Raw genomic sequence first — 26407 nt, 5'->3', positions numbered from 1 at the left:
TCACCAAGCATTAACACGATGTTCACTAAGAAACTTGTGCGCTTTGTGAATCGTTGTGTCTTTATGGTTTTTATAAACCTTCATAAACTTTCATCAAATCTTTTGCAATCACATCATCATTGAATTTCTGTGCAAACTGCAACCCCTTTTCCACACGGCGTTTTCTTTCAGATTCGTTGTCCCAGAGGAACAGGATTTTAGCTTTGATATCATCTACATTGTCAGGATTGACATAGACAGAATCCGGGCCGCCGGCTTCTGGCAGACAGCTTGTATTACTTGTAATTACAACAGTTTCTGAAAACAAAGCTTCTATGACAGGAATCCCAAAACCTTCAAAAAAACTTGGATAAATAAAAATATCCGCCAACCTGTAAACCGAAGCTAATTCTTCCATAGAAACATCTTGAAGAAAATAAACTTCTACTCCGTTTTTTCTGATTTCAGACTCTATTTTTTTTACATATTTTTTTTTCTTTCTGCTTCCCACAACTACTAATGGAATACCAGAATCCTTAAGAGCTTTTACAACATTCAAAAGGTTTTTTCTTTCTTCGATAGTTCCGACATTCAGGACAAACCTATCAGGAAGATCGAATTTTTCTTTAACCTGTTCTAAAAATTCGTCAGTTGGCTTTTCTTTGAAACCGGCATGACAGCCTTGGTAAACGACATCAATTTTATTTTCTTTGATTTTCAGAAAATGGATAATATCTTCTTTAGTCTGCTGAGAGATTGCAATAATTCTATCCGCTGTATTAGCTGCTTTTCTGAATTTCCAAAAATGGATTTTTCTATCAAACCAAGTGTAATATTGGGGAAATCTTACAAAAATCAAATCATGGATCGTCACCACTTTTTTGATTGGCTTTTTGTTCCATTTCAAAGGCAATTCACCGGATAACCCGTGAAAAATATCCGCACCTACATTTTGTGCATCTTTTCCCATTTTGAATTGTCTGGACATTGTCCCATCGGAAGTTTTCACAAAAGAAACATTGGGCAAGTCCAAGATATCTCTACCTAGTTCCGACTTGTTCTTGTTAAGAAGAATATATTGATTTTGTGGATAAAACTCAGCAAGAATCCTAACCAGGTCACGAGAATAGTTTCCTAAACCAGATGTGTTATGAAAAAAACGTTTGGCATCGTAAGCAATCTTCATCAATTCTTATTTTTTTGAGTCCAATTTTCTAAAAAATCCCTGGTTGTAGAAAACTGATAATTATTTTTTTTTGCCCATTTGATAAAATCATCAAACCGCTTTATCATTACTTCATTCGTATTTTTGAAAGTAAAAGCCGGTAGTTTATATTTTGGATCCGATATATCCGCAAATTCCCAGGGATGAAAATAGATGTTCAAAAATCCTGTGGAACTTAATGATAATCGAGACAACAATTTATAAATCCAAAGTGGAAAGTTATGAAAACTTAACCAAAATAGAGGAATCCTGAATATTGTAGAAACCGAAGCAGGAAATTGTAAGACCTTTTTTTGCCAGAATGGTTTTCTGCTGACGCTGAAGTTGTTATATCTCCCAGGCAGATAAGTCGGGTTAATGGAAGAATTATAAAAATAGCCTGCATTAGAAACAGCATCTTCCGACACGGGACTCATTCTCGGCATCCTTAGCCCTACTACTTTTGTATCGAATAATTGTTCTAATTCCTTTCTGGACTCTGACAGATGCTTTTCCACAAAATCAGAATGAAACCAAGTGTGAGAAGCCAGCTCGTGGCCTTCGGAAAGTAATTGCTGAATCAAATCTTTATTATTTTCCGCAAAAACAACTGTGGAAAAAAAAGTAGCTTTGATGTGATTCTCATTCAAAATCCTGAGAATATTTTGCAATCCTTTCCTGGAAACAGCCAATTGCTCTTCCAAAGCAATTTCGCCATTATATTCCAAAGGCATATCAAACTCTTCGATATCGAAACTTAATAGAATCATTTATAAATTTTTTGAACGAATGATGTAATTAGGCCTTTCTTTTACCTGCTTGAAAATTTTACCCAGATAAATTCCGAAAATCCCCAGGATAATCAATTGTAATCCGCCAAAAAAAACAATCGTCATAATGAGTGATGCCCAGCCGGATATTTCCGTTCCGGAAACAAAAGATTCGATGACATAAATTCCATAGCCGACAACAGAAAGCACAGAAAACATAAATCCCAGATAAGCAGCAAGATAAAGTGGTTTTACACTGAAGGCTGTAATTCCTGTAAATGCAAACTTCATCATTTTCTTGATATTATAACTGCTTTCGCCAGCGTTCCTCTCACCAGCTAAAAAGTTGACCGATGCCTGCCTGAAGCCCATCCAGCTTGTTAAGCCTCTTAAAAACAAATCATCTTCGTTAAATTTTTTGAAGACCTCTACCACACTTGCATCCATCAATCGAAAGTCAGAACCTCCGCCTTTTTTCAAATCGACATCAGAAATCCTGGACAGAAATCTGTAAAAAATCTCCGATGTTTTTTTCTTGAAATAGGAAATCTCCTTGGGATATTTTCTGCTGGTCAAAACCACATCAAAACCTTCCTCCCATTTCCGGATCATTTCGGGAATAAGTTCCGGTGGATGTTGCAAGTCGGCATCCATAGAAATCACGGCATTCCCGTCTGCAAAGTCCATCCCGGCTTTAACAGCCGGCTGATGTCCAAAATTTCGTGAGAACTCTATAAACTTAATTTCGCTGTGATTTGTAGCAAGTTCCTCTAAAATCAGTTGTGTTCTATCCCTGCTACCGTCATTAACAAAAATGATTTCGAAATAATAATCTTCAAGCTGCGAAAAAACAGTCTTTATTCTCTGATAAATCAGAGAAATATTGCCTTCTTCGTTATGAGCGGGAATTACAACCGAAATTTTTTTCATTGGAGCATGTCTTTAATCTAATTTATAATCCTTTTCAAAATCCCGGGTTAACAATTCGTATATAACCCTGAACCAAACCAAAATGCATGGAATTGCTTTTGTAGAATATTTAACAAAAACATTTTCTTTTATAGATTTTGGAAATAAATCTGAAAATGCGAAACAAGTAAAAATCATTACAAAAATCAATAATCCTATATCCAATTTTGAAAATCTCTTTTGCATCAGAAACCAAAGCATAACACCAGCAATTGCAATGATATAGGTCGGACTTTCTGAACCCGAGCTGAAAAGAACAACAAACAATAATGTTGACGCTAAAATCATCAGTTGAAATGGCAAATGTTTGTACTGTTTGATCCTGAGATAAGGCAGCATAAAAATGATAGCTCCCGGAATCAGAAAAACCAGATTTGAAATGCTTGCATTCTGTAAAATCCTTCTCACAACGCCCATTAACGAATAATCCTGACGTGTTCCCAAGGCTTGATTTTCAAGATTTTTTCCTGACAAAGAAGTATACCAATCGAGGTATGATTGAATTCCAAATTTTGGACTGGAAATCAGCATTGGTAAAACAAAGAACAGGATTGCGAGGATTATAAAACTCAGAATAAACCGAAGTTTGTTTTTAATAAAAAAGAATGCGGAAAGTCCTACAATGCCATAAACTTTCACAAAAGTTCCGATGAGAATTGAAAAGGCAGATTGGGTTTCTTTTCTTTCGTAAATATAAATTGCAGATAACATCAGCAATCCTGTCAAGATAATATTGAACTGGAAATAGGTTGCAGCCGTAATGAATTCCTGCAGGCAAAGCCACGCAAAAAAAGATTTCTTTTTATCCGAAAACGGAAGTTTATAAACTGCATAAAGAAAAACTGATGTGATTGCCACATTCCAGAGAACACAGCCTAGCCAATCCGGCATCATTGCAAAAGGTGCAATCAGAAGGCTGAAAAAAACACCATAGTGATTGCTGTCAAAAAATAGATCCGGATATTGCAGGAATATGTTTTTCTCTTGCAAAGTGTTATAAAACACACCTTTGAAAATCAGGTAATTATTATAACCGCCAGTTCCTCTCTTGTATTTGCTGTAAGCAGTAATGCCTGCTACAATAATATAGATTACGAAAATGATTCTGTAATCTGAGATAAATTTTAAGAATTTTTGTTTCACAAAATTGGCTATTAGCATTAGATAACTGCCTATCAGATTTGACAGGCAGCTTTTATTTTTCTAAATCCTAAACCGCAACATTATTTTCCCTCAGCGCATCATTCAAGGATGTTTTCTTATCTGTAGATTCTTTTCTTTTACCGATGATCAAAGCACAAGGCACCTGATATTCTCCGGAAGGAAATTGTTTGGTATAACTTCCCGGAATCACAACAGAACGCTCTGGCACATAACCTTTCATTTCAATAGGTTTGTCACCAGTTACATCAATAATTTTGGTAGACATTGTCAAACATACATTTGCGCCCAAAACTGCTTCTTTGCCAACACGAACGCCTTCTACCACAATACAACGCGAACCGATGAATGCATCATCTTCAATAATAACCGGAGCCGCTTGCAATGGTTCTAAAACGCCTCCAATTCCTACACCTCCACTCAGGTGAACATTTTTACCAATCTGAGCGCAGCTTCCTACAGTTGCCCACGTATCAACCATTGTCCCGGAATCCACATAAGCTCCAATGTTAACATAAGAAGGCATCATAATCACCCCGCTTGCAACAAAACTTCCGTGTCTTGCAATCGCATGCGGAACTACTCTTACGCCTTTTTCAGCATAGTTTTTCTTCAAAGGAATTTTATCATGGAATTCGAAAGGACCAACTTCTATGGTTTCCATTGTTTGGATCGGGAAATACATTACCACACCTTTCTTTACCCATTCGTTAATTTGCCACCCGTTTTCCGTTGGCTCAGCTGTTCTCAGCTCTCCTGAATCCAGCTTTGCAACTACTTCTCTTACAGCATTCTGATATTCTTCTTCTTTCAATAGTTCGCGGTTATCCCAAGCTTTTTCGATTTTTTCCTGTAAAGACATTTTTATTTTTTTAATTAAATTTTATTCTAATGATGAGATTAATAACAACGAATTGCACGCAGCCCGACCTGAGTGGAGCTCTTTTTCTTTTTTTACAAAAAAAAGAAAAAAAGCGGGAACGGAGGGCGGATAAAGCTGCCATAAAATTTATCACCCAGCACTCCAACAAAAAAGTCCAATAAAAAATTATTGAACCTCATCATTACATATCTCCCGACAAAAATAATAAATTATAGAACACTTCTTGCAAAAAGAAAAGCTTTATTCCAATAAGCTTCGTTAAGGGACGAAATTATAACGCCTTTGGTAGTAGAAGAATGGATGAATGTCACCTCGCCAGTATTCATCACGTCATGAACAATACCGACATGGGTAACTGCTGAACCGCCTGCTGTTGCAAAAAATAACAGATCTCCGGGTTTGACTTTTGAGATATCTATGGAAACGCCTGCTTTTCCCTGATCCTGAGAACGTCTCGGCATTTTCATATCGTTCTCGTCAAAAACTTTGCAAACCAAACCGGAACAATCAAAACCGGCTTTTGTATTACCGGCATACTTGTAAGGTGTTCCCAAATAGTTTTCCGCATCACTGATAACAGAGGCTCTTTTGCCGGAAACTGAGCCAGAATAAGTGGAATTTAGTTTTTTAAGATTGCTGGTCTTGGTTGTGGTTGTTGGCCTTTTGTAGGCGTATTTTTTTACAGGCTTTGAAGCACCGCAAGAAACCAGAATAATTGAAAATATAATTACCAGTACAGATTGTTTCATCTAATCAAATTTAAATAGTAATTGTTTCTCAATAAGAATTTTCTCTGTTATCTACACAAAAATAGCTTAGATTATTTTTCTAAACAAGCATTTAAGCTAAAAAACACAGAATTTTCACAAAGAAAAAGAGAAGCTTATAAAAACTTCTCAGGCTAAATTATCAATTTGACTAATTATTTCAAAAATTAAGAGGGCAACGAGTGCCCCCTTTAATCAATAATCAGGTTCTATGAACTTGATTATCTTATGTTTTACACATCAAATTTTTTGCCAAAATAAAAAAATCAATCTCCTGAAAGTCAGAAGATTGATTGAACATATTGCTTGTGGAGAATACGGGGATCGAACCCGTCACCTTTAGACTGCCAGTCTAACGCTCTAGCCAGATGAGCTAATTCCCCAATTGGTATTGCAATGATAAGGATTTTGTCTGAACATTTTCTAAAAAAATTTAATAAAAATAAAAAATCGGGCTCAAATAAATTGGACCCGATTTCTGTAAAACGTAAAATTTAAAAATATGAAATCAATTTTGGTTTGATTTTAAATATTCATCGATGATGTCAAAGGATTTTTTTTCATCCCTGATATCAACTTTAATAAAAGTATTGGTTGCAGTGGGAGTCGAAAGAAAACTAAGATAAGAATTCTCAACATCACATTTTATTCCTGCATCTTCCAGCTTAGATTTGATGAGCTGGATCTCCTGTGGGCTGCTACTTTCATACACAGCGACTCTTGTTGTTGCATCCATAGATTTTCAGATTTTGATTTTTTAAGCAAAGCAATTTACGAAAAAAATATCATAATCCGAAATTCTTTATATTAAATCCTCAAATATTGAATTTATTTTATCTAAAATAACCTGAATTTCTTCTTTTGTTACATTAAGATGTGGGCGAAACCTAAGTGACTGATCTCCACAGGTTAAGATGATAATCCCTTCGTCGTAAAGTTTGCTTCTTAACCATTCCCTGCTTTCACCGTCTTTAAGATCAAATGCACACATCAATCCCTTTCCTCTTGCAGCAGAGATGTGATCCGGAAACTTTTGTTCCAATTTCTTTAATCCGTTCAAAAGGAATTCTCCCACAACTCTGGAATTCTCAACCAGATTTTCATTTTCAATGATTTCCAAAACCAATTGGAAACGTAGCATATCGATAAAATTACCTCCAAAAGTAGAATTGATTCTTGAACTTTCCTTGAAAACGTGATGTTCTAATTCGTCCAGTTTTTCTTTATTTGCCAGGATTCCGCAAACTTGTGCTTTTTTACCAAAAGTGATCACATCCGGAATAATATCCAAGTGTTGGAACGCCCACATTTTTCCAGTCATTCCTATTCCTGTTTGTACTTCGTCCAGGATCAAAAGGATTTCATTTTCATCACAGATACGTCTCAGTTCTGTAAAGAATTCGTTTCTGAAATGGTTGTCGCCGCCTTCAGCCTGGATCGGCTCGATAATCACACAGGCCACCTCATCCGGATGAGATAAGATCGCTTCCTGAATATGCAACAAAGCTAACTGTTCGTGTTTGATAGTTTCTTCCAGATTTTCCTCCGTAATTGGGAAGTTCAGTTTTGGATTGGTGATTCTTGGCCAATTGAACTTTGGAAAATATTGATACTTTCTTGGATCGGAAGTATTGGTTAAAGACAAGGTATAACCGCTTCTTCCATGAAAGGATTGTTTAAAATGAATCGCAATTCCCGCTTCTTTATCTATATCTTTTTGCCAATTTTTTCTGGTTTTCCAGTCAAAAGCTGTTTTCAAAGCATTTTCAACTGCCAAAGCACCGCCTTCTATGAAAAAGCAATAAGGCAGTTCTTTCGGAATTGCAACTCTGGAAAAAACTTCCATAAAGTCTGCATATTCCTGAAGATAAACATCACTTAAAGTCGGTTTATAAATTGCCATTTTTCCAAGCCAATTGGCCTTTTCTGCAATATAAGGATGATTGTATCCGACAGATGCTGATGCGAACATGGAGAACATATCAAGATATTTTTTTCCTGTCAGCTTGTCAACAATGTAAGAGCCCTGAGATGCTTCATAATCCATTACGAAATCAAAACCATCTGCAAGAATATGTTTACCTAATGTTTCTTTTACTTTATTTTCTGTAGTTGTTATCATATTGTTTTTTATAAGTCAAACTTAATCCCTTGAGCTAAAGGTAAATTAGTTGTGTAATTGATTGTGTTTGTTTGTCTTCTCATATAATATTTCCAGACATCCGAACCAGATTCCCGTCCGCCCCCAGTTTCTTTTTCGCCACCAAACGCACCGCCAATTTCAGCTCCGGAAGTTCCGATATTAACATTAGCTATTCCACAGTCAGAACCAGCGTGAGAAAGGAATAATTCCGCTTCTCGTAGGTTTTGGGTCATAATTGCAGAACTCAGACCTTGCGGAACATCATTCTGGATCGCAATGGCTTCATCCAACGTTTTATACTTGATCAAGTAAAGAATTGGCGCAAATGTCTCGTGCTGAACAATTTCGTAGCTATTCTCAACCTCAGCAATACAAGGCTTTACATAACAGCCAGAGTTGTAATTATCACCTTCCAAAACACCACCCTCAACGATGAAATTTCCGCCTTCTGCTTTGCATTTTTCGATAGAATCCTGGTATTGTTTTACCGCAGCTTTGTCAATCAGCGGACCAACATGATTAGTTTCGTCCAATGGATTCCCGATTTTCAACTGTCCGTAAGCTTTAACCAATCGGTTTTTAACCTCATCATAAACAGATTCGTGGATGATAAGACGTCTTGTAGAAGTACATCTTTGGCCCGCTGTTCCAACAGCTCCGAAAACGGCACCGATAATCGACATATTGATGTCTGCATTTTCTGTAATAATAATAGCGTTGTTTCCACCTAATTCCAAAATCGATTTTCCAAACCGTTCAGCAACATTTTTCCCAACAATTCTTCCAACTCTTGTGGAACCGGTAAAGGATACCAATGCGATTTTTTTATCATTAACTAATTGATCTCCAATCTCATGATCAGCAATTACTAAGTTTGAAATTCCTTCGGGAAGATCATTTTCTTTTGCTACTTCATTAAAGATATTCTGACAAGCGATTGCGCAAAGCGGTGTTTTTTCTGATGGTTTCCAAATCACTACATTTCCGCAAATCCAAGCCAGAGCAGCATTCCAGCTCCAGACTGCAACAGGAAAGTTGAAAGCCGAGATCACCCCAACAATTCCCAGTGGATGGTATTGCTCATACATCCTGTGTCCGGGCCTTTCGGAATGCATCGTGTAACCATGAAGCTGTCGGGACAAACCAACTGCGAAATCGCAAATATCGATCATCTCCTGAACTTCTCCCAGACCTTCCTGAAGAGATTTTCCCATCTCATAGGAAACCAATTTTCCAAGATCCTCTTTGTATTCTCTAAGCTTATTACCAAATTGGCGAACCAGATCTCCTCTTTTTGGTGCAGGAATTTTTCTGAATTCCAAATAAGCCTGTTCTGCTTTTGCTACAACTTTCTCGTAGTCTTGTTTATCTGATGTTTTTACCGAAGCGATAAGATTACCGTCTACCGGTGAATAACTTTCTATTGCTTTACCGGAAGAAAAGAAATCCAAACCTGTAGAAGTTCCGTTATTTTCTGTCGAAATTCCCAGTCTTTTCAGGTTTTCTGATATTGAAATTGAGGACATAAAGTTTTTTATTTTTAAAGTGTCTAAAGATAAAAATATATTTTGACCAGCAAAATCAAAAACTAACAATCGTTAGTAAATAAATAAAAAATACTGAAAATCATTGGCTTGAATAATTTTGGCGCTTTAATTGTTATCCAAAAAACTTATCAATTTACTTTTATGTTTGAAAACGAAATAGAGAACACTTCTAATTATTGGCGATTGAAATATTGTTAATTATTTATAAAATGCAGTTTTACTTATTTTGAATAAATCTAAATTGCACAATTTTTCTTATTTTTGAAAAAATAAATCGGGATGGAAAATAATGAGACCACTCAAAAATCTGAAAATAAATCATCCAAGTGGAAAAGCCTGGTGAAAAAATTTGGTATCGGTGGTATTATTTTTTTTACTGTAAAAGGGATTATCACTTCTACTTTGATCTATTTTCTGGGAAAAAACTTTTGGATCATTATTAAAGATTATATCGCCCAATGGTTTGATTAAACCATGTTTTTACAACATATCGAAATAAAAAAATCCTTTATAATAAAGGATTTTATCTGTAACCGAAATTCTTAAGATCTCTGTCATTTTTTCGCCAGTCTTTTTTGACTTTTACAAAGAGATTAAGGTGTATTTTTTTGTTGAAGAATTTCTCCAGGTCAACACGTGCTTCTGTTCCCACCTTTTTAATGGCTTCACCTTTGTGTCCAATGATAATACCTTTTTGGGTATCGCGTTCCACGTAGATTATGGAATCAATAAAAATAATTCCTTCTTTTTCCTTGAACATCTCTGTAACAACTTCTACAGAATAAGGAATTTCTTTCTCATAATTCAAAAGAATTTTTTCACGAATAGCTTCGTTGACAAAGAAACGTTCCGGTTTGTCCGTAAACTGATCTTTATCGTAATATGGAGGATTTTCCGGCAACAAAGATTTCAGTTTCGGAAGAATAATATCCGTATTAAAGGCATTGAGAGCAGAAATTGGTAAAATTTCGGCTTTCGGAATTCTGTTATGCCATTCGTCCACCAGCTTTTCCAAACCTTCCTGATTGGTCTGATCTACTTTATTCAGAAGTAATAATACCGGAACCGGGATCTTGTTAAGTTTATCTATTAAAAATTCCGACGGTTCTTCTTTGTCGGTCACATCTACAATGAATAAAAAAACATCAGCATCCTGTAAAGAATCTTTTACAAAATCCATCATTTTTTCCTGCAGATTATATTTCGGATCCAAAACCCCGGGTGTATCGGAAAAAACAATCTGCAAATCTTCCTCATTGTATATCCCGAAAATCCTGTGACGTGTTGTTTGTGCTTTTTGGGTCACAATTGCCAGCTTCTCTCCCATCAATTGATTGAGAAGTGTAGATTTTCCTGCATTGGGTTTACCGACAATGTTTACGAATCCTGCTGTATGCATTATTTTTTTGAATATATTGAATAATGTACAAAGGTACGGAAATTTTGAAGTAAGAGTTTAAGAATTTACAACATGGAATATATCAATACTTTACAAAAAAAAATATCAGGAATTTTTTTATAACTTTAAATCCTAATTATAAACTTATAACGTATGAAAAAACTCTACATTTTATTTCTTGGTATTTTAGGAATTTTAAGTTCTGCCCAAAATTCTTTACTGTTCAATAAAAATTGGAAAATTGAACAAGTGAATGTCAATGGATCAAACAAAGACATTTCTAATGATCAATATGCTTATTTTATAACTTTTCATTCGGATTTTTTATTTAATTACATCAGTACGATATGTTCGGAGAATCTTGGAAAGGTTAATTTCAGCAGTAGTTCGAATGATTTTGTTATTACGGAAGCTAAAACATCTTCTTCGAATTGTCAATCTAATGAATTGAATGACAATTATTCTTTATTCTTTACAAAAAATGCTTCGGCAAATAACAAAATCAGTTATAATATAGAAACAGTTTCTTACGGTTATAAGCTTAAACTGACCAATATCTCCGGGGATTATATCTCATACAGCTTTTATACACCTCCAACAGACCTTACAAATACTGTATGGAATATTTCTTCTCTCAAAATTGCATCAGTTAATTATTATAAGCCGACACACTGGGCAGGAAATAATACGACAATTTTCTCAAATGGAGATATCATAACTAGTTATTTCAACGCTGGTAGCGGAAGCGTTGGGTTTTATTCTGATAATAGATTTCGCGTATTGAACCTGGCTATAACTCTTGCTGACAGTTTTGATCAGGAAATCAATAACTTTGATGGATTATATTTTGGTAATTTTTTCAGCGGAACAGATGGCAGAATCAATCCCTATTCTTATGCTATATCCAATGGAAATGAGACATTAGTAATTACAAAGTATAACGGCGACACAGCAACATATACTAAAAAAGCATTAGCAACTTCCGAAGCTGCAAAATCAAAGATTTCAGTTTATCCGAATCCATCATCTGATGTTATAAAAATTGAAAAATTGAAACCCAATTCATCATTAGAATTGACAGACAGTTCAGGAAAATTGATTAGAACAATTTCTAATATTAAATCGGATAAAACTGAGATTAATATCAAAAATTTAGCGTCCGGAATATATTATTTAAAAGTCGACGGGCAATCTGTACAGAAGATTATCAAAAAATAATTTTAAAAAAATCAAAAAATCGGTTCAAAATTGAATCGATTTTTTTTGACCAATATATCCATGTGAAACTTTGGTTTTAATTTCATTATCTTTGAAACTTTATTCTCAAAAAGACATTAATGTTTACAGCCAAAGAAATCTCAGAAATCAACAATCTTCTTATCCCGAAAAACAACGTCGTCATCGTAACTCATCAAAATCCTGACGGCGATGCGATCGGCTCTTCTTTGGGACTTAAACATTATCTGAAAACAAAAGGGATTGAAGCGATCGTGATCACACCCAACGATTTTCCGAAATTCCTGAAATGGATGCCGGAAGCAAAAAAAATTATTATCGGGGAATATAAAAGAAAAGTAGCTGGTGAAGCCATCTATAATGCTGACGTTATTTTTTGTCTGGATTTTAACTCACCCTCCAGAATTGGGATTCTTGGCGATTGGGTTACAAAATCACGTGCTAAAAAAATACTGATTGACCATCATCAGATGCCGGAACAGTTTGATTACGTTTATTCTGACACCACAGTTCCTGCAACATGCCAAATGGTTTATCATTTTATCCAGGCCAATCAAGATGAAAAATTGGTGAATGTTGATATCGCACAGTGTCTTTATACTGGGATAATGACCGATACGGGAGGCTTCAGATTCCGTTCCACAAGCGCCACAACACACAGAATCGTTGCTGATCTTATAGAAAAGGGTGCTGATCCCGCTATCATCACTTCCAATACTTGGGACACTAATACCATTTCCAGGTTACATCTTCTTTCTTTGGTTCTTGGCAGAATAGAATTGGTAAAAGATGGAAAAGTCGCTATTCTTTGGCTAAAGCGTTCAGAACTGAAAGAATTTGGTTTTGATAAAGGCGATACGGAAGGTTTCGTAAACTATGGGCTGAGTCTTGCCGGAACCAAAATGGCCGTTTTTTTTATGGAAGACCTTTATGAAGATTTTATCAAAATCTCTTTCCGCTCCAAAGACAATGTTGATACGAATCAGTTTGCAAGAAAATATTTCAATGGTGGCGGACACATCAATGCCTCTGGCGGAAAATATTTCAAAGCTATCGAAGATACTATTGAAGATTTCAAAGAAAGAGTTGAAGAAGAGGATTTCTAATATTAATCACAAAGTCCTAAAAGAAATCGACTTCCATTAAGTCTGAAAAACGAATTTTATTTGAAATAATAATCTTTGTAACTTTTGTGGCAACCTATCTCAACAAAACGAAAAGCAATGCAATAATCGCGGGCAACGCCTGCACAAAAAATATCTTCTTCGAAGCGGATAATGCGCCGTAAATTCCTGCCGCAATAATACAGCCTAAAAAGAAAATTGCAACATTTTTCGCCCAGATCGAATCACAAATAAAGAAACTCCAGATGAGCCCTGCCGAAAGAAATCCGTTATACAGACCTTGGTTGGCTGCAAGTTTTTTTGTCGGTTTAAACATCTCGTCCGGCAACGACCCTTTGAATGTTTTTTTACCTAATGTTTCCCATGCGAACATTTCCATATAAAGAATGTAAAGATGCTCCAGAGCAACGATTGCAACAAGGATTTTTGATATAATTTCCATTTTAAAAAACAAGATTTTTGGGTAAATGATGCAGTAATTCCGTATTGATAACAGAAGCACAAATCTCAGGCTTTTCCCAATGTCCATTGTGTCCGCAATCCAGAACGTAAGATTTGATATTGGTTCTTTCAGGGAGATTCTTAATGGTTTTTTCCGAATTGACCGCAGAATCATGCTTGCCTGACAAAACCAGAATTTTCCCTTCAAATTGTTCTAAAACCGAGGTTCTGCCGGCACGTTCTATCATGCCTTTCTGTGATGCCAAAACACCGTCAACAGATGATGTGTAAGCAATTTCTTTTGCCAGTTTGATTTTAGATTCCAAAACATCGTGCTCATTGGGATTGAAAAGATTGGGAACGCCGGCATTGACAAAAGCCCGAAGATTTTCTTTGATGATTCTCAAACCCTTCCTACGGGTTTCTTTTTTGGTCTCGTCATCGGCAAAATAAGTAGAAAAAAACAAAGTGAATGATTTCAGTAATTCCGGATATTTTTCTGCAAAAGCTAAAGAAATATAACCGCCCATCGAATGTCCAAGCAAATGGAATTCTGTCAAACCTAACTTATCCGTTACTTTTTTGACTTCGTCCGCCATTATCTCGGAAGTTTGGACTTCTGCAACAACTTCTGACTTTCCAAATCCCGGCAAATCAATTTTTACCAGCCTGAATCTGTCAGACAAAAACGGAATCATGCTGTCCCAAATCGACAGATTCTCCATAAATCCATGAAGAAGAACAAGATTTTCATTACCGTCACCTTCTATTTCGTAGTTGAGCATCATTTACATTTTAATAATTATTTTGTCAGCAAATCCAGCATTATTGACGGATTCATAAAGCTTAAACGTTTTCCCGCCGTCTTTTGTTGAGAAATTTTTCTTGCCTTTTCTTATATCCAATTTCCCCTCATCATAGTCTGAAATACTTTGCGTAATGGTTCCGTCGAATTTAAGATTTTTTGGTGAAGTCATTCTTGCAGTTCCTTCAATTTTCAGAAAATCGCTGCCTCTTTTATTTTCACCTGATATTTTATATTCATCCTGGCCTGTTTTTGTAAAACTTATTTTACCATTGCCGGAAATCATATCGTGTGTGAGAATATGCGTGCCTTCCAGATTTTTGTAACCGCGACTGATTCTAATACTGTCATTGATTTTCGTTCTCACCGCATTGATTGAATCGATGATTTTCGCGCTGTCAACTTTCCGATCTGTAATTTCTTCGGATTTTTTACAGGAAATGACAGACAGTACAACAATAACCGGAATCAGTTTTCTCATAGTTTTTATTTTCCTTACGAAAATAATTAAATTAAATGAAAAACCTTTCTAAAAATTGATTCAGAAAGGTTATAAGTCACTCCTACGGACTTTGATTTGAATTTCTGTAAACAAACATTTCGCTCCTACGGAGCTTGCCCGGTTACTGCACTTTCTTTTCGTACAATTCTTTTTCTTTATCATTCATTTCAGCAATGCCGTACTTTTCAGATTTTGTAATGGTCATTTCGTCCAACATATCCACCATTGTTTTGTACTGCGAATCGTCAGCGGGTTTTATAATAATCGTAAAATTTTCTTTTTTAGGAGCGTTCGCTTTTGCTGCTTCGATGGTTTTCGCCACCTGAGCTTTATCAAATGAAACCTCTGTAAGACTATTGTCATTCAAATCATTTTTCTCTGCCTGATAGTAGAAAACCCTTCCATCTCTACCAAGAATAAATGTTATTGAATTTCTAATATCAACGTGTGTTTCTATATGCGTTGGATTTTTTGGAGGATTGGAAAAATTAATAGCATTTGGTTTTGAAAAATTGGTTGTGAACATAAAAAATGTGATCAATAAAAATCCTAAATCCACCATTGGCGTCATATCCACACGAATTGGTTTCTTGTTCTGAGTTTTCTTTCCGTTAGATTGCTCTTTAATTTGTACTTCTGCCATAGCTTCAATTTTAATAGTTAGTAATAAAAAAATAAAAATCCATAACGATTTATCATCATTATGGATTTCCAAATACAAATTATGTACCTAATTTTTAATTTTAATACAAAAATACTATTTATCAAATTACAAATTCTGCCAATTCTCAGAAGTCATCTGGAATTTGATTTCTTTTCCGTGTGTTCCGATTTCCTCCCAACCTGAAAACCGATAAAATTGTGCGGCTCTTGTACCAGGTGCTGTTCCAAGCCATACAGGATTTTTGGTTTGTTTAAAATACCAATTCAGCATCTGGTTATGCAATTGTTTTCCAATACCCTGATCTTCAAATTCTGGTTTTACAAATAATGCCCAAACGTTATTTTCAACCAAATCTACGATGGCAAATCCGACAATTTCATTTTCAATTTCACAAACCCAGCCTTTTCCGTTGTCTGTTAAATAGATTTCATAATCTTTATCTTTGACAACATCCGGACTTGATAATTGATTTTCCTTCACAGAATTGCGGACAATCTGCATTTGTGAAATATCGCTGATATTAGCTTCTCTGAAAACCACAATTATTTATTCTTAAAATAATCAATTCCACATTTCAGGAATTTTTTGAAATCCTCTTTTGGCATATATCCTGAAACCGGAGAATTAATCACCTTTTGGTCTGGTGTTACCAATACATAATGCGGTTGAGAATTATTATTGAAATTAACTTGTTGAAACAAACTCCATTTATCGCCAATCGTCTTTACTTTCTTCATTTGACCTTCGCCCATATCGATTTTGATTTGCTCATTTTCCGGCAATTCTTCTTTATCATCCACATAAACAGAAGCCAGAATCACATCATTTTGGATCATTGGTAAAATATCTTCCTGGCTCCAAACAAACTCTTCCATTTTACGGCAGTTTTCGCAACCATAACCTGTGAAATCTATTAAAACGGGTTTGTTCTCTTTTTTCGCCACTTCTATGGCTTCGAAGTAATTGTGATAAGGCTTCAAACCAAGAATTCCATCTTCTTCTTTATGAAAATAACTAACATTCAACGGCGGTAAAATCCCACTTAGCAATTGTAATTTTGGTTTTTCCGAAGGAATCAATCCCTGAATCAAATATGCGATGAATACAATCCCGAAACCTCCAAGAATTCTTCTTCCTAAACTGATTTTCGGATTCTTATCATCGTGCGGAAATCTGATCTTCCCGAATAAATAAACAACTAATCCAATAGCAATGATTATCCAAAGTGCTATGAATAATTCTCTTTTCAGCAAGAAAGTTTTGGAAACCAAATCTGCTTTGGATAAGAATTTCAACGCCAAAGCCAATTCGACAAATCCAAGAACAACTTTCACCGTATTCATCCAACCGCCTGATTTTGGTAAACTTTGAAGTGCTTGCGGGAACAGTGCCAACAATCCGAAAACCAATGCCCAAGCCAATCCGAAACCAGCCAAAGCGAACGTCAACAATGTTGGAACATTGGTCGCTCCAGCTACAACACCACCTAATAAGCTCCCTAAAATCGGACCTGTACAAGAGAATGAAACGATCACTAAAGTCAATGCCATAAAGAAAATCCCAATGATTCCGCCCGCTTCTTCAGCTTTGGAAGATTTATTGGCAATCCAGCTTGGCAAAACGATTTCATAATAGCCGAAAAAGCTAAGAGCAAAAAATAAAAATATAGCGAAGAAGAATAAATTCAGCCAGATATTGGTCGAAATTTGATTGAAAATATTCCCCGAAATTCCATCAATAATATGAAATGGAATACTCAATAAAACGAAAATCAACAAAATGAAAAATCCGTAAATAAAGGCATCACGCTTTCCTTTTGCTTTGTCTTTGTTTCCTTTTGTGAAAAATGAAACCGTCAACGGAATCATTGGGAAAACACACGGCGTAAGCAATGCAATCAGTCCGCCTAAAAATCCTAATCCGAGAACGAGCCAATTATCGTTAGCCGGTTTTTGCTGAGCAGTTCCACAATTGGTCAAAGGGTTTTTGAAATCCAAAGAATTGACCTTCAAACCGTCTTGTTTTGCAACAGTAGGCGTTGCAACATTTGTCGGTTTCAGAACTGTTCCGACTTTTCCGGACGGAGCAACCTCATAAACAGTGTCTTTTGTTTTACCAACATTTTCGTCAGAAGCAACGGTTGTTTTACTGCCTTCAATTTGTTTTTCAAATTCTAATGTATTTGGCGCCAAACAAACACGGTCATTACAAGTCTGATACATTATTTCAGCGGTAATTGTCGCCGGTTTTGCGGCATCTTTTGGTTTGAATTTTTGCTTGAAAACGACTTTGTTTGAATAATAAACAATCTGAGCACCAAAAGCTTCCGAAAATTCATCATGTTTTTTTCCTATTTCCTGAACTTTACCAATCAGTTGGATTCCTTGTTTTGAAGTGATTTTAAATTCCGTTGGGATTCCGGAATCAGGTGGCAAATCCTGAGAATAAACGTGCCAGTTATCTTCAATTGTTCCTGTCAAAACAGCTTCATATTCGTCTTTCCCAACAGCATTAATATCGAACTTGAACTTAACCGGATTTTTTATCTGTGCATTGAATAGGGTTATTATTAATAGAAAAAGTGTGGATAACACTAATTTTAAATCTTTCATTTTTTGATATTAAATTTTATTTTTCTCACCACAAAGTTCACAAAGTTTTTTCACAAGAAACTCAATTTGTGAACTTTGCGAAATCTTCGCAGTCTTTGCGGTTAAATTTCAAGTTCAAGATAATCGGATTTTTGAGATGAAAATCTTCTGTCCTGACGAAAAGGTAAAACACCTAAAACTTGGTCATTCTTATCACAAAGAAGCCAGATTTTTTGCTTCGCTAAAATAGACAATTTTTCATCCTTAAAAAACTTCGAAATTTTCTTTTTGCCAATCATTCCGATAGGAAAAAACAAATCGCCTTCATGTTTTCTTCGTAATTTCAAAGGCTTTTTAACTGTCTTATTATCAATTTTCCAAAAACAATGACCAAATTCCTGGATTTCATTTTTAATATTTTCAGGAATAATGATTTTGTTATCAATAATTTCAAGCTTTATTTCTTCTAATTTCTCATTTCCAACTTCTAAATTCTTATTAAAAATCAACTCATTCCTATTAACTACCAATTGAAATTCAGAATTGAAAAAAGAACTTCCGGTTTGAGATGTCAGAAACTTTTGCATTTCGTTTTCGTCATTAAAACTGAATCTTTTTAAAATCTCGTATCGAATCAACTCAGATTCTTCTGAGAATTTTTGTTTATCAATAATTATTTGATCTTCAGCAGAATTTAACTTTAATTTTTCAATTTTTTCATCAATTGATTGATCAATGAAACTCTTAGCTTGATTAATATAATTGATACTTCTTGAAAAATTGGTCAGAAAATCCGGATTGACTTTCTCCAATTCAGTAACGATATTGTGACGGATTTTATTTCTCAGATAATCCATTTTTTGATTGGACTTGTCTTCACGGTATTTGATTTGATTCTTTTTTGCAAAATCATAAATTTCATCCTTAGAAAAATCAAGAAGAGGACGAATGATTCCGTTTTCATTTTGCGGAATACCGCTCAAACCACGGATTCCCGATGCTTTGGAAAGGTTGATGATAAAAGTTTCCAACTGGTCATTCAGATGATGCGCTGTAACTAAAAATTCCAAATTTTCTTTTTTCTGAATTTCTCTGAAAAATCGGTATCGAATTTCTCTCGCCCAATTTTGGATCGAGTTTTCCGGCTGAATATCCTTTTGAGAAATTTCATATAAATGAAAAGGAATTTTATGTTTTTCACAAAAATAGGAAACCAACTGTTGATCCAGGTTAGAATCCTCATTACGGAGATGATAGTTGATATGTGCAACATGAAAATCAAAACCCGAAACCTGAAATAAATCAGCCAAAACCATAGAGTCCACTCCTCCACTTACCGCTAAAAGGTATGTTTTTTGTTGCGAGTTTGGAAGTAATCGCTCAATAGCGTTTTGAAATTTTAAGAGACTTAACACAAATTTATAACGAAATATTAAGTTATAACCACAAATATACAGTTATTAATTCTTACTTTTGAAACGATTAAAATCATTATACTATGAAATTATTTAAGATTTTGACCATCACAGCACTGGGGCTTTCCCTTGCGTCTTGCGTCAGCAAAAAACAGTTCGATGCCCTTAATCTCAATTACAAACAATGTGTTGAAGATGCTGGTGAAAGAATGCGCCAGATCCAGGATCTAAAAGGTGAAAACTCATCACTAAAAGGTCAGAACGATTTACTTTTAGGACAAAACAATGCATTAAAATCCAGCTTGGATGCCTGTCTATCCAATGCAGGAAAAGGTTCTGCAAATATTGATAAACTGGTTGGAGAAATCAACGCTTCTAATGCTTACATCAAGCAATTAATTTCCGGGAAAAGTAGAAATGACAGTTTGAACATTGCTTTATCTAATAAATTGAAACGTTCCCTTGATAACGTCGCAGACCAGGATGTAGATGTAAAAGTTCTGAAGGGTGTAGTATTGATTTCATTATCGGATAAGATGCTTTATCAGGTTGGAAAATATGATATTCAGCCAGCCGCTGCGGATGTTCTTGCTAAAGTGGCTAAAGTTATCAACGATTACGATACTTACAGTGTGTTGATCGAAGGTAACACGGATAATACGCCATTGAACAGTGCTAATGCGCCAAGAGACAACTGGGATCTTTCTGCTCTTAGAGCGACTGCCGTTGCAAAAGTTCTACAAAATCAGTTTGGTGTGAATCCTAACAGAATAACTGCAGGAGGTAGATCAGAATATAATCCTAAGACAACTAACGCATCAGTTTCCGGAAGATCTGAAAACCGAAGAACAGAGATTATCATTATGCCGAAACTGGATGAGTTCATGAAGCTCATGGACATTGCTCCAGTTAAGAAATAATACAATTCTTAGAAATATAAAATAAACCTTGTCAGATTTTGGCAAGGTTTTTTTGTTTACTAAATTTGAACCTTAATCCTTGATCAATGAGTTATTTTGAAGAATTGGACAAAGAGATGGATCGATATCTGGAAGACAACGCTTCCGAAGAGCCTGTCATTTTAAAAAAATTAAGAAAGGAAACTTATCAGAAAACCACTCAGCCACATATGATCTCCGGTTATCTGCAAGGCCGTTTGTTAAGCATTTTATCACATATTCTCCAGCCAAAATATGTTTTGGAAATCGGAACATTTACCGGCTATGCAGCTCTGAGTATTGCAGAAGGATTACCAAAAGACGGGAAAATCTACACGATTGATAAAAATGAAGATCTGGCTTACATTCCTCAAAAATATTTTACAGAAAGTGATTATAAAAACCAAATCGAATTCATCATCGGTGATGCGAAAGAAGAAATCAAAAAACTGGATAAAGTTTGGGATTTGATTTTCATTGATGCAGACAAGGAAAGCTATTTGGAATATTTAATGCTCATCAAACCTAATCTCCGTTCCGGAAGTATCATTCTTATTGATAATGTTCTTTGGTACGGAAAAGTGCTCGAAAATAATCCGAAAGACAAGCAAACCGAACAAATCAAACTCGTGAATAAAATCATTACCGAAGATCCTGATTTCGAAAATCTAATCTTACCTTTGCGGGACGGATTACACTTGATAAGAAAGAAATAATTCGTATTTTTAAATTCATAATTGATTGAAAATGAATAAAGGCATTTGCAATGTTTCCATCGCTCCGCTGAGAGCAGACAGTTCCGACAAAAGCGAAATTGTATCACAACTTCTTTATGGTGAATCTGCTGATATTTTGGAAGTAAAAGACAACTGGACCAAAATCAAAACCCATTACGACAATTATGAAGCGTGGATGGACACAAAACAAATTTCACCGGTTTCTGACGAATTTTTAGCATCAAGAAAAACAAACCTTGTGAAAGAATCTTTCCAATCTACAATGACAGAAAGTGGAAAAGCGCTTTTATCAATGGGTTCTGAAGTCAATTTTGAAACCACTTCGCCAACACGTGGCCACGATCTCAGCGAAAGCATTGTCAACTGCGCCAAGGAATTCCTGAATGTTCCCTATCTCTGGGGCGGCAAAAGCTTTTTCGGAATCGATTGCAGTGGTTTTACGCAAATTGTTTACAAAATCCACGGTATCAAAATCCCGAGAGATACTTATCAGCAGGCCGAGCTAGGAGATGTTTTGACTTTCATAGAAGAAGCAAAGCCTGGCGATTTGGCATTTTTTGAAAATTCGGAAGGAAGGATTATTCACGTTGGTTTTATCCTAGCAGACCAGAAAATCATCCACGCGCACGGAAAGGTAAGAATTGACAGCTTGGATTCATCAGGTATTTTCAACAAAGACCAAAACAGACACACACACAAACTGAGATTCATCAGATCTTATTTTTAAAAATAAAAAGCTTCCAATTTTTGGAAGCTTTTATTTATTATTAAGAAGAATTACTTTATCAGATTTCTTGATTTAGCTTCTTCTTTTACTTTTCCATGGCTCATAATATTGGCAATCAAAACCGGTAAAAATGCCAAAGGTAAAAATGTAAACACTCCAAAACCCTGAGTAATGCTGATATAAACGCAGGTTATAATCATAATGAAAAAGATGACAGAAAAAGATATCAAAACTGTTCTTGCGATTTTCAGATTCTTCAACACTTGCTCATTGCTTAATTCTGAAAGGTTTTCTGATCTTTTCATAGGATTTGATTTTGATAATTACAGTTTGAAATTCACTGAAACGTTAAAGAATCTCCCTGTCAATCTTACCGGAACCGGATAATAGACGTGCGGAGAAGAATTAACATCACTGATCCATTGATTGGCAATCGTGTTATTGATATTAAATGCGTTGAAAATCTGAACGCCTAAAGTTAGCTCTTTAAAATTTCTCCAGAAAGTTCCGCTGGCTTTATTATCTTTTTGATCAATGAAAACTTTTGTCAAACCGATATCCACTCTCTTATAAGCCGGCAACGTTTTCTGATAACGATAAGCCGCCAGATAATCCGGCAAACCATTAGAATCAAATAAAACAGGTGTTCCTGACGGTAATCCGCTTGCATAGGTCAAAGTCAGGTTAACTCTCATACTTGGGAACTTTGGCATATAATCCTGGTAGAACATAGAGAATTTGAAACGTTGGTCAGTTGGTCTTGGAATATATCCCATCCCTTCGATATTCTCATAAACTCTTGCATAACTCGCAGAAACCCAGGAATCAATACCCGGAACAAATTGCCCGAATAATCTTGCATCAACACCATAAGCATAACCTTCGGAATTATTTTTTCCGGAATATCTAACTCTCACGTTATCTAAATAATACGGAATTAAATTTTCCATCTTTTTGTAATACGCTTCTGAAGTCAGCTTAAATTTCCTATCCTTAATTTGGAATTCGTAATCATTGGATAAAATAACCTGATAAGATTTCTGAGCTGTAATATCTGAATTAAAAGCACCCGTCAGATCTTTAATTTCTTTATAAAATGGCGCCTGATAATAAACTCCGCCCGCAAGCTTGAACAACATATCCATATCCCAGTTTGGCTTGACCGCAATCTGCGCTCTCGGACTGAATAATGTTTCTTTGTTAAAGCTCCAGTTCTGGATTCTCGCACCTCCGTTTACAAAAACTCTGTTATTTCCCCAATAGAATTTTTTCGAAAACTGAGCATAAGCTGAAATCCTTGTTGGTCTGATGTTATTTTGCCCGGCAATATGGTAGTTAAGATTAAGATCAGATATATCCAATTGTCCTGGAAGAACAAAATCTCTTGGATTACTGTAACCAATAGAATCTACAAATTGCCATTCATTAGTAAAATCCTTTATCATTTCTCTCTCGAATTTTGCCCCAATTTCGATATCCGTATTGATGTCCGGGGAAAACTTAGTTCTGAACTGGGATCCAACCACTCTAACTAATAAGTCATTTCTGGCGTGATCGATCTGTCCGCCAGCATCATAGCCAGCAACAGGATTTCCATCCTCATCAAAAGCTTCTAAAATATATCCCGAAGCTATGGAATAATATTCTCTCTCTCTGTTTTGATAAGCAAAATTATCAAGTGTAAACTGCCATTTTTTGCTTGGCTTAAAATTCACACTTACAGTTCCCATCATATTTTTATATTGGTCATCTTCTTGCCCATTATAGAAAACCGTCAATTTCAATGGCTGTAAAAGACTTCCAAAATCTACTTCTTTTTTCTTAGGATACATCTCATAATCGTTCTTTGCAAAATATCCTAAAAACGATAAAGACCACTTGTCATTAAACTGATAATTAAGATAAGACTGCAAATCAAAATATCTTGGATTGAAATCCGTATCTTCATTCAAAGTATTAAGAACCAAATTAGTATTTCTATATCTCCCGGAAATGATCCCTGAGAATTTTTTATCTTTTGAAGCAAATCCTGTTGATAATCTCCCACCAATTAAACTCGCTTCCCCGGAAAGTTCAAATTTTTCCGGTTGTCTGTAATAGATATTGAGAGCAGACGACATTTTATCACCATATCTTGGTTCAAAGCCACCAGCAGAGAAATTAATTGTGGAAACCATATCGGGATTAATGATACTCATCCCTTCCTGTAAAGAATTACGAACCAAAAATGGTCTGTAAAGTTCAATATCATTAATATAAATCAAATTTTCATCATAGTTCCCTCCTCTTACCATATATTGGGAGCTCAGCTCCGCATTGGAGTTTACAGAAGGTAAACTTTTGATAAGGCTTTCCACGCCGCCGCCTAACGAAATTACAGTCTGAGCTTCTTTTGCAGAAATCTCTATGGATGTCAGGTCATTGGTTTTATTTTTAGCTCTTTTCTGGAAAACAACTTCCTGAATCTCATTCTCCTTAACCGCCGGCAGGAAAAGGACATTGATCGATTGTGATCTTGGCGATGTTTTGATGAGCTTGGAAAAACCTTTGAAGTTTTCCTTTTGAACCTTTAATTCCTGTTCAGAATCTGCTAATGGAATCCTGATGAATCCGTTTTTATCGGTCTGGTAAGTTTGATTATTATAAGTGACTTCTGCTTCAGAAACGGTTTTTCCATCTTCGTCCAGGACTTTTAGATTGATTTGAGAAAAAGCCAGTACCGGCAGAAAGAAAAGAATTAAAAGGATATAATTTTTCAAAGCTGTAGTTTTTTATCTAAATTTATTTTTAACGCATTCTTGAATCAACAAAAATAGCAATTAATACAAAGAACGAAAGAATATTTGTAAATCTTATACGAAAAACTGAAATTAATAAAAAAGTCCGGCAATTCCGGACTTTATTTTTATAGTATCGCTTCTCTGATTCTTGTTAATTTTCCGAGTAAACTGTCCAATAAATCCAATTTCAACATATTCGCACCATCAGATTTTGCAACTGCAGGATTAGGGTGCGTTTCGATGAACAAGCCGTCTGCACCTACTGCAATTCCTGCTTTGGCAATGGTTTCAATCAACGCTGGTCTTCCGCCCGTAACACCGGAATTCTGATTCGGTTGCTGAAGCGAGTGCGTTACGTCCAATATCACCGGAGAATATTCTCTCATGGTTGGGATTCCACGGAAATCTACTACAAGATCTGTGTAACCAAAAGAATTACCTCTTTCAATGATGGCCGTCTTATCGTTTCCGGAATCCTTTACTTTCTGAACTGCAAACTTCATTGACTCTGGCGAAAGAAATTGTCCTTTTTTAAGTGTCACTGCTTTTCCTGTTTCTGCTGCTGCAATCAACAAATCGGTTTGTCTAACCAGGAAAGCAGGGATTTGTAAAACATCCACATATTCCGCAGCCAAAGCCGCGTGACCATTTTCATGAATATCTGTTGTTGTAGGAATATTGAAGGTCTCTCCTACTTTTCTAAGAATCTTTAAAGCTTTCTCATCACCAATTCCTGTGAAAGAATCGACACGACTTCTGTTGGCCTTTCTGAAAGAACCTTTGAAGATATAAGGAATATTGTATTTGTCAGAAAGCTTCACGATATGTTCTGCAATCTGCAAAGCCATTGTTTCATCTTCGATCGCGCAAGGTCCTGCAATCAGGAAAAAGTTCCTGGAATCTTTGTGATGAATGTTATCTAAATATTGTATCATTTTTTTGATTTTAAATTATAAACTTCAGATTGTTTTCTGTCTGAAAATCGAATACAAATATACGGAATTAATGCAGGAAAACCTTTTCCAACCCAAACTATCGAAAGGGTTGAAATTATCTATTTATTGAATTTCTTGATAATCTTTTCAAACGTATTGACATTCCTGCTCGTCATTTTATCTTTCAGACTTTTCTTGCCAAGAACCTTTCCAAAATTGGAATCCAAAGTTTGTCCTTTCTGAACCTGCCAATAGAATATATTGTTAACGATTTTACCCTTTTCGTTCTCTGCTTTATTTGATTTCTCAAATTCTTCTAACAAAGTTTCTTCTACCTTTTCCGAACCGAGGAAAATGTAATTATGAAAATTTTCAATCGGTGGAAATGGATCATTTTTCAAGATTTCTTTGATTTCTTTTTCATTTTTGATGAAGAGAAAAGCTTCGTAATTAAAGTGTTCTGACATTGCTTTTTCCAGAATTTCCTTCAGTTCTGCCGAATCTTTATCTGATTGAAACAATATATTACCGCTTGCCAAAACCGAAGATACATTTTGGACACCTGCATCTGAAAAAACTTTGCAGACGTCTGCCATTTTCATATTGGTTCCTTTTACATTCACACCACGGAGAAAAGCACAGAAGTTGTTCATAGTTGATGGTTGATGGTTGATGGTAAAATTAATTAAA

At 35.5% G+C, this 26407-nt stretch carries 27 protein-coding genes and 1 tRNA gene; 6 read left to right on the top strand and 22 right to left on the bottom strand.

What is annotated here, in order from left to right; translation table 11 throughout:
* Positions 1-70: 70 nt before the first annotated feature.
* The 10 genes from QOL71_RS09305 to amaB form a co-directional block, all read right to left on the bottom strand.
* On the bottom strand, positions 71-1165 hold the full coding sequence (locus QOL71_RS09305) for a glycosyltransferase family 4 protein (RefSeq protein ID WP_283416659.1): 1095 nt from the start codon (positions 1163-1165) through the stop codon (positions 71-73).
* Positions 1165-1953, bottom strand: a complete 789-nt coding sequence (locus QOL71_RS09300) for a polysaccharide deacetylase family protein (protein ID WP_283416658.1) — start codon at positions 1951-1953, stop codon at positions 1165-1167. The genes QOL71_RS09305 and QOL71_RS09300 overlap by 1 nt, the downstream gene beginning before the upstream one ends.
* Positions 1954-2883: a glycosyltransferase family 2 protein gene (locus tag QOL71_RS09295; protein WP_283416657.1), complete on the bottom strand. Its 930-nt coding sequence runs from the start codon at positions 2881-2883 to the stop codon at positions 1954-1956.
* Between the two features lie 12 nt (positions 2884-2895).
* Positions 2896-4083, bottom strand: a complete 1188-nt coding sequence (locus QOL71_RS09290; RefSeq protein ID WP_283416656.1) for a glycosyltransferase family 87 protein — start codon at positions 4081-4083, stop codon at positions 2896-2898.
* A gap of 49 nt (positions 4084-4132) precedes the next feature.
* Entirely contained in the window at positions 4133-4945 is an 813-nt protein-coding gene (locus tag QOL71_RS09285; protein WP_283416655.1) for a 2,3,4,5-tetrahydropyridine-2,6-dicarboxylate N-succinyltransferase, read from the bottom strand.
* A gap of 230 nt (positions 4946-5175) precedes the next feature.
* Positions 5176-5715 carry a C40 family peptidase gene (locus QOL71_RS09280; protein ID WP_283416654.1) on the bottom strand — a complete coding sequence of 180 codons (540 nt, stop codon included), beginning with the start codon at positions 5713-5715 and terminating at the stop codon, positions 5176-5178.
* A gap of 327 nt (positions 5716-6042) precedes the next feature.
* A tRNA-Ala gene (locus QOL71_RS09275) sits at positions 6043-6116 on the bottom strand.
* Positions 6117-6241: 125 nt separating this feature from the next.
* On the bottom strand, positions 6242-6469 hold the full coding sequence (locus QOL71_RS09270) for a putative signal transducing protein (protein WP_283416653.1): 228 nt from the start codon (positions 6467-6469) through the stop codon (positions 6242-6244).
* A 66-nt stretch (positions 6470-6535) separates the two neighbouring features.
* Positions 6536-7855 carry an L-lysine 6-transaminase gene (gene lat / locus QOL71_RS09265; protein WP_283416652.1) on the bottom strand — a complete coding sequence of 440 codons (1320 nt, stop codon included), beginning with the start codon at positions 7853-7855 and terminating at the stop codon, positions 6536-6538.
* Positions 7856-7863: 8 nt separating this feature from the next.
* Positions 7864-9402 (bottom strand): L-piperidine-6-carboxylate dehydrogenase, encoded by a 1539-nt coding sequence (gene amaB / locus QOL71_RS09260; RefSeq protein WP_283416651.1) that lies wholly within the window; start codon positions 9400-9402, stop codon positions 7864-7866.
* Positions 9403-9702: 300 nt separating this feature from the next.
* Between amaB and QOL71_RS09255 the strand changes: the two genes are divergently transcribed.
* Positions 9703-9894, top strand: a complete 192-nt coding sequence (locus QOL71_RS09255) for a hypothetical protein (RefSeq protein ID WP_283416650.1) — start codon at positions 9703-9705, stop codon at positions 9892-9894.
* Positions 9895-9946: 52 nt separating this feature from the next.
* Here the strand turns inward: QOL71_RS09255 and era are convergent, their stop codons facing one another.
* Positions 9947-10822: a GTPase Era gene (gene era, locus QOL71_RS09250; RefSeq protein ID WP_283416649.1), complete on the bottom strand. Its 876-nt coding sequence runs from the start codon at positions 10820-10822 to the stop codon at positions 9947-9949.
* A 153-nt stretch (positions 10823-10975) separates the two neighbouring features.
* Here era and QOL71_RS09245 point away from each other — a divergent pair, with 153 nt between their 5' ends.
* Complete coding sequence (locus tag QOL71_RS09245) at positions 10976-12040, top strand: T9SS type A sorting domain-containing protein (protein ID WP_283416648.1); 1065 nt, start codon at positions 10976-10978, stop codon at positions 12038-12040.
* Positions 12041-12159: 119 nt separating this feature from the next.
* Positions 12160-13164: a DHH family phosphoesterase gene (locus QOL71_RS09240; protein WP_283416647.1), complete on the top strand. Its 1005-nt coding sequence runs from the start codon at positions 12160-12162 to the stop codon at positions 13162-13164.
* Positions 13165-13258: 94 nt separating this feature from the next.
* Here QOL71_RS09240 and QOL71_RS09235 read toward each other — a convergent pair whose 3' ends face one another.
* From QOL71_RS09235 to tilS, 7 genes are all read right to left on the bottom strand, one after another.
* Positions 13259-13624, bottom strand: coding sequence for a DUF1304 domain-containing protein (locus QOL71_RS09235; RefSeq protein ID WP_283416646.1), 366 nt, complete (start codon positions 13622-13624; stop codon positions 13259-13261).
* A 1-nt stretch (position 13625) separates the two neighbouring features.
* Positions 13626-14408: an alpha/beta fold hydrolase gene (locus tag QOL71_RS09230; RefSeq protein WP_283416871.1), complete on the bottom strand. Its 783-nt coding sequence runs from the start codon at positions 14406-14408 to the stop codon at positions 13626-13628.
* 3 nt (positions 14409-14411) lie between these two features.
* Positions 14412-14909: a hypothetical protein gene (locus tag QOL71_RS09225; protein ID WP_283416645.1), complete on the bottom strand. Its 498-nt coding sequence runs from the start codon at positions 14907-14909 to the stop codon at positions 14412-14414.
* Positions 14910-15051: 142 nt separating this feature from the next.
* Positions 15052-15573 (bottom strand): ExbD/TolR family protein, encoded by a 522-nt coding sequence (locus tag QOL71_RS09220; protein ID WP_283416644.1) that lies wholly within the window; start codon positions 15571-15573, stop codon positions 15052-15054.
* A 126-nt stretch (positions 15574-15699) separates the two neighbouring features.
* A complete protein-coding gene (locus QOL71_RS09215) occupies positions 15700-16134 on the bottom strand; it encodes a GNAT family N-acetyltransferase (RefSeq protein WP_283416643.1) in 435 nt (144 codons plus the stop codon).
* 2 nt (positions 16135-16136) lie between these two features.
* Entirely contained in the window at positions 16137-18206 is a 2070-nt protein-coding gene (locus QOL71_RS09210) for a protein-disulfide reductase DsbD family protein (protein WP_283416642.1), read from the bottom strand.
* A 101-nt stretch (positions 18207-18307) separates the two neighbouring features.
* On the bottom strand, positions 18308-19600 hold the full coding sequence (gene tilS / locus QOL71_RS09205; RefSeq protein ID WP_283416641.1) for a tRNA lysidine(34) synthetase TilS: 1293 nt from the start codon (positions 19598-19600) through the stop codon (positions 18308-18310).
* An 83-nt stretch (positions 19601-19683) separates the two neighbouring features.
* On the opposite strand from tilS, the gene QOL71_RS09200 reads away from it, so the two are divergent.
* The 3 genes from QOL71_RS09200 (at position 19684) to QOL71_RS09190 (ending at position 22002) form a co-directional block, all read left to right on the top strand.
* On the top strand, positions 19684-20520 hold the full coding sequence (locus tag QOL71_RS09200; protein ID WP_283416640.1) for an OmpA/MotB family protein: 837 nt from the start codon (positions 19684-19686) through the stop codon (positions 20518-20520).
* A gap of 86 nt (positions 20521-20606) precedes the next feature.
* The gene (locus tag QOL71_RS09195) at positions 20607-21254 is read left to right on the top strand and encodes an O-methyltransferase (protein ID WP_283416639.1); all 648 of its coding nucleotides are present in this window, start codon (positions 20607-20609) and stop codon (positions 21252-21254) included.
* Between the two features lie 31 nt (positions 21255-21285).
* Positions 21286-22002, top strand: coding sequence for a C40 family peptidase (locus QOL71_RS09190; RefSeq protein WP_283416638.1), 717 nt, complete (start codon positions 21286-21288; stop codon positions 22000-22002).
* Positions 22003-22052: 50 nt separating this feature from the next.
* Here the strand turns inward: QOL71_RS09190 and QOL71_RS09185 are convergent, their stop codons facing one another.
* The 4 genes from QOL71_RS09185 to QOL71_RS09170 form a co-directional block, all read right to left on the bottom strand.
* Entirely contained in the window at positions 22053-22307 is a 255-nt protein-coding gene (locus QOL71_RS09185; protein WP_283416637.1) for a hypothetical protein, read from the bottom strand.
* A gap of 18 nt (positions 22308-22325) precedes the next feature.
* Entirely contained in the window at positions 22326-24533 is a 2208-nt protein-coding gene (locus QOL71_RS09180; RefSeq protein ID WP_379953746.1) for a TonB-dependent receptor plug domain-containing protein, read from the bottom strand.
* Between the two features lie 374 nt (positions 24534-24907).
* Positions 24908-25717, bottom strand: coding sequence for a 3-deoxy-8-phosphooctulonate synthase (gene kdsA / locus QOL71_RS09175; protein ID WP_283416636.1), 810 nt, complete (start codon positions 25715-25717; stop codon positions 24908-24910).
* Positions 25718-25836: 119 nt separating this feature from the next.
* Complete coding sequence (locus tag QOL71_RS09170) at positions 25837-26370, bottom strand: DUF1697 domain-containing protein (RefSeq protein WP_283416635.1); 534 nt, start codon at positions 26368-26370, stop codon at positions 25837-25839.
* Positions 26371-26407 lie beyond the last annotated feature (37 nt).

Source organism: Epilithonimonas pallida (assembly GCF_900182975.1).
Classification (GTDB): domain Bacteria; phylum Bacteroidota; class Bacteroidia; order Flavobacteriales; family Weeksellaceae; genus Epilithonimonas; species Epilithonimonas pallida.
The sequence above is the reverse complement of the archived record's forward strand: the minus strand, read 5'-3'. Positions and strand labels throughout refer to the sequence as shown.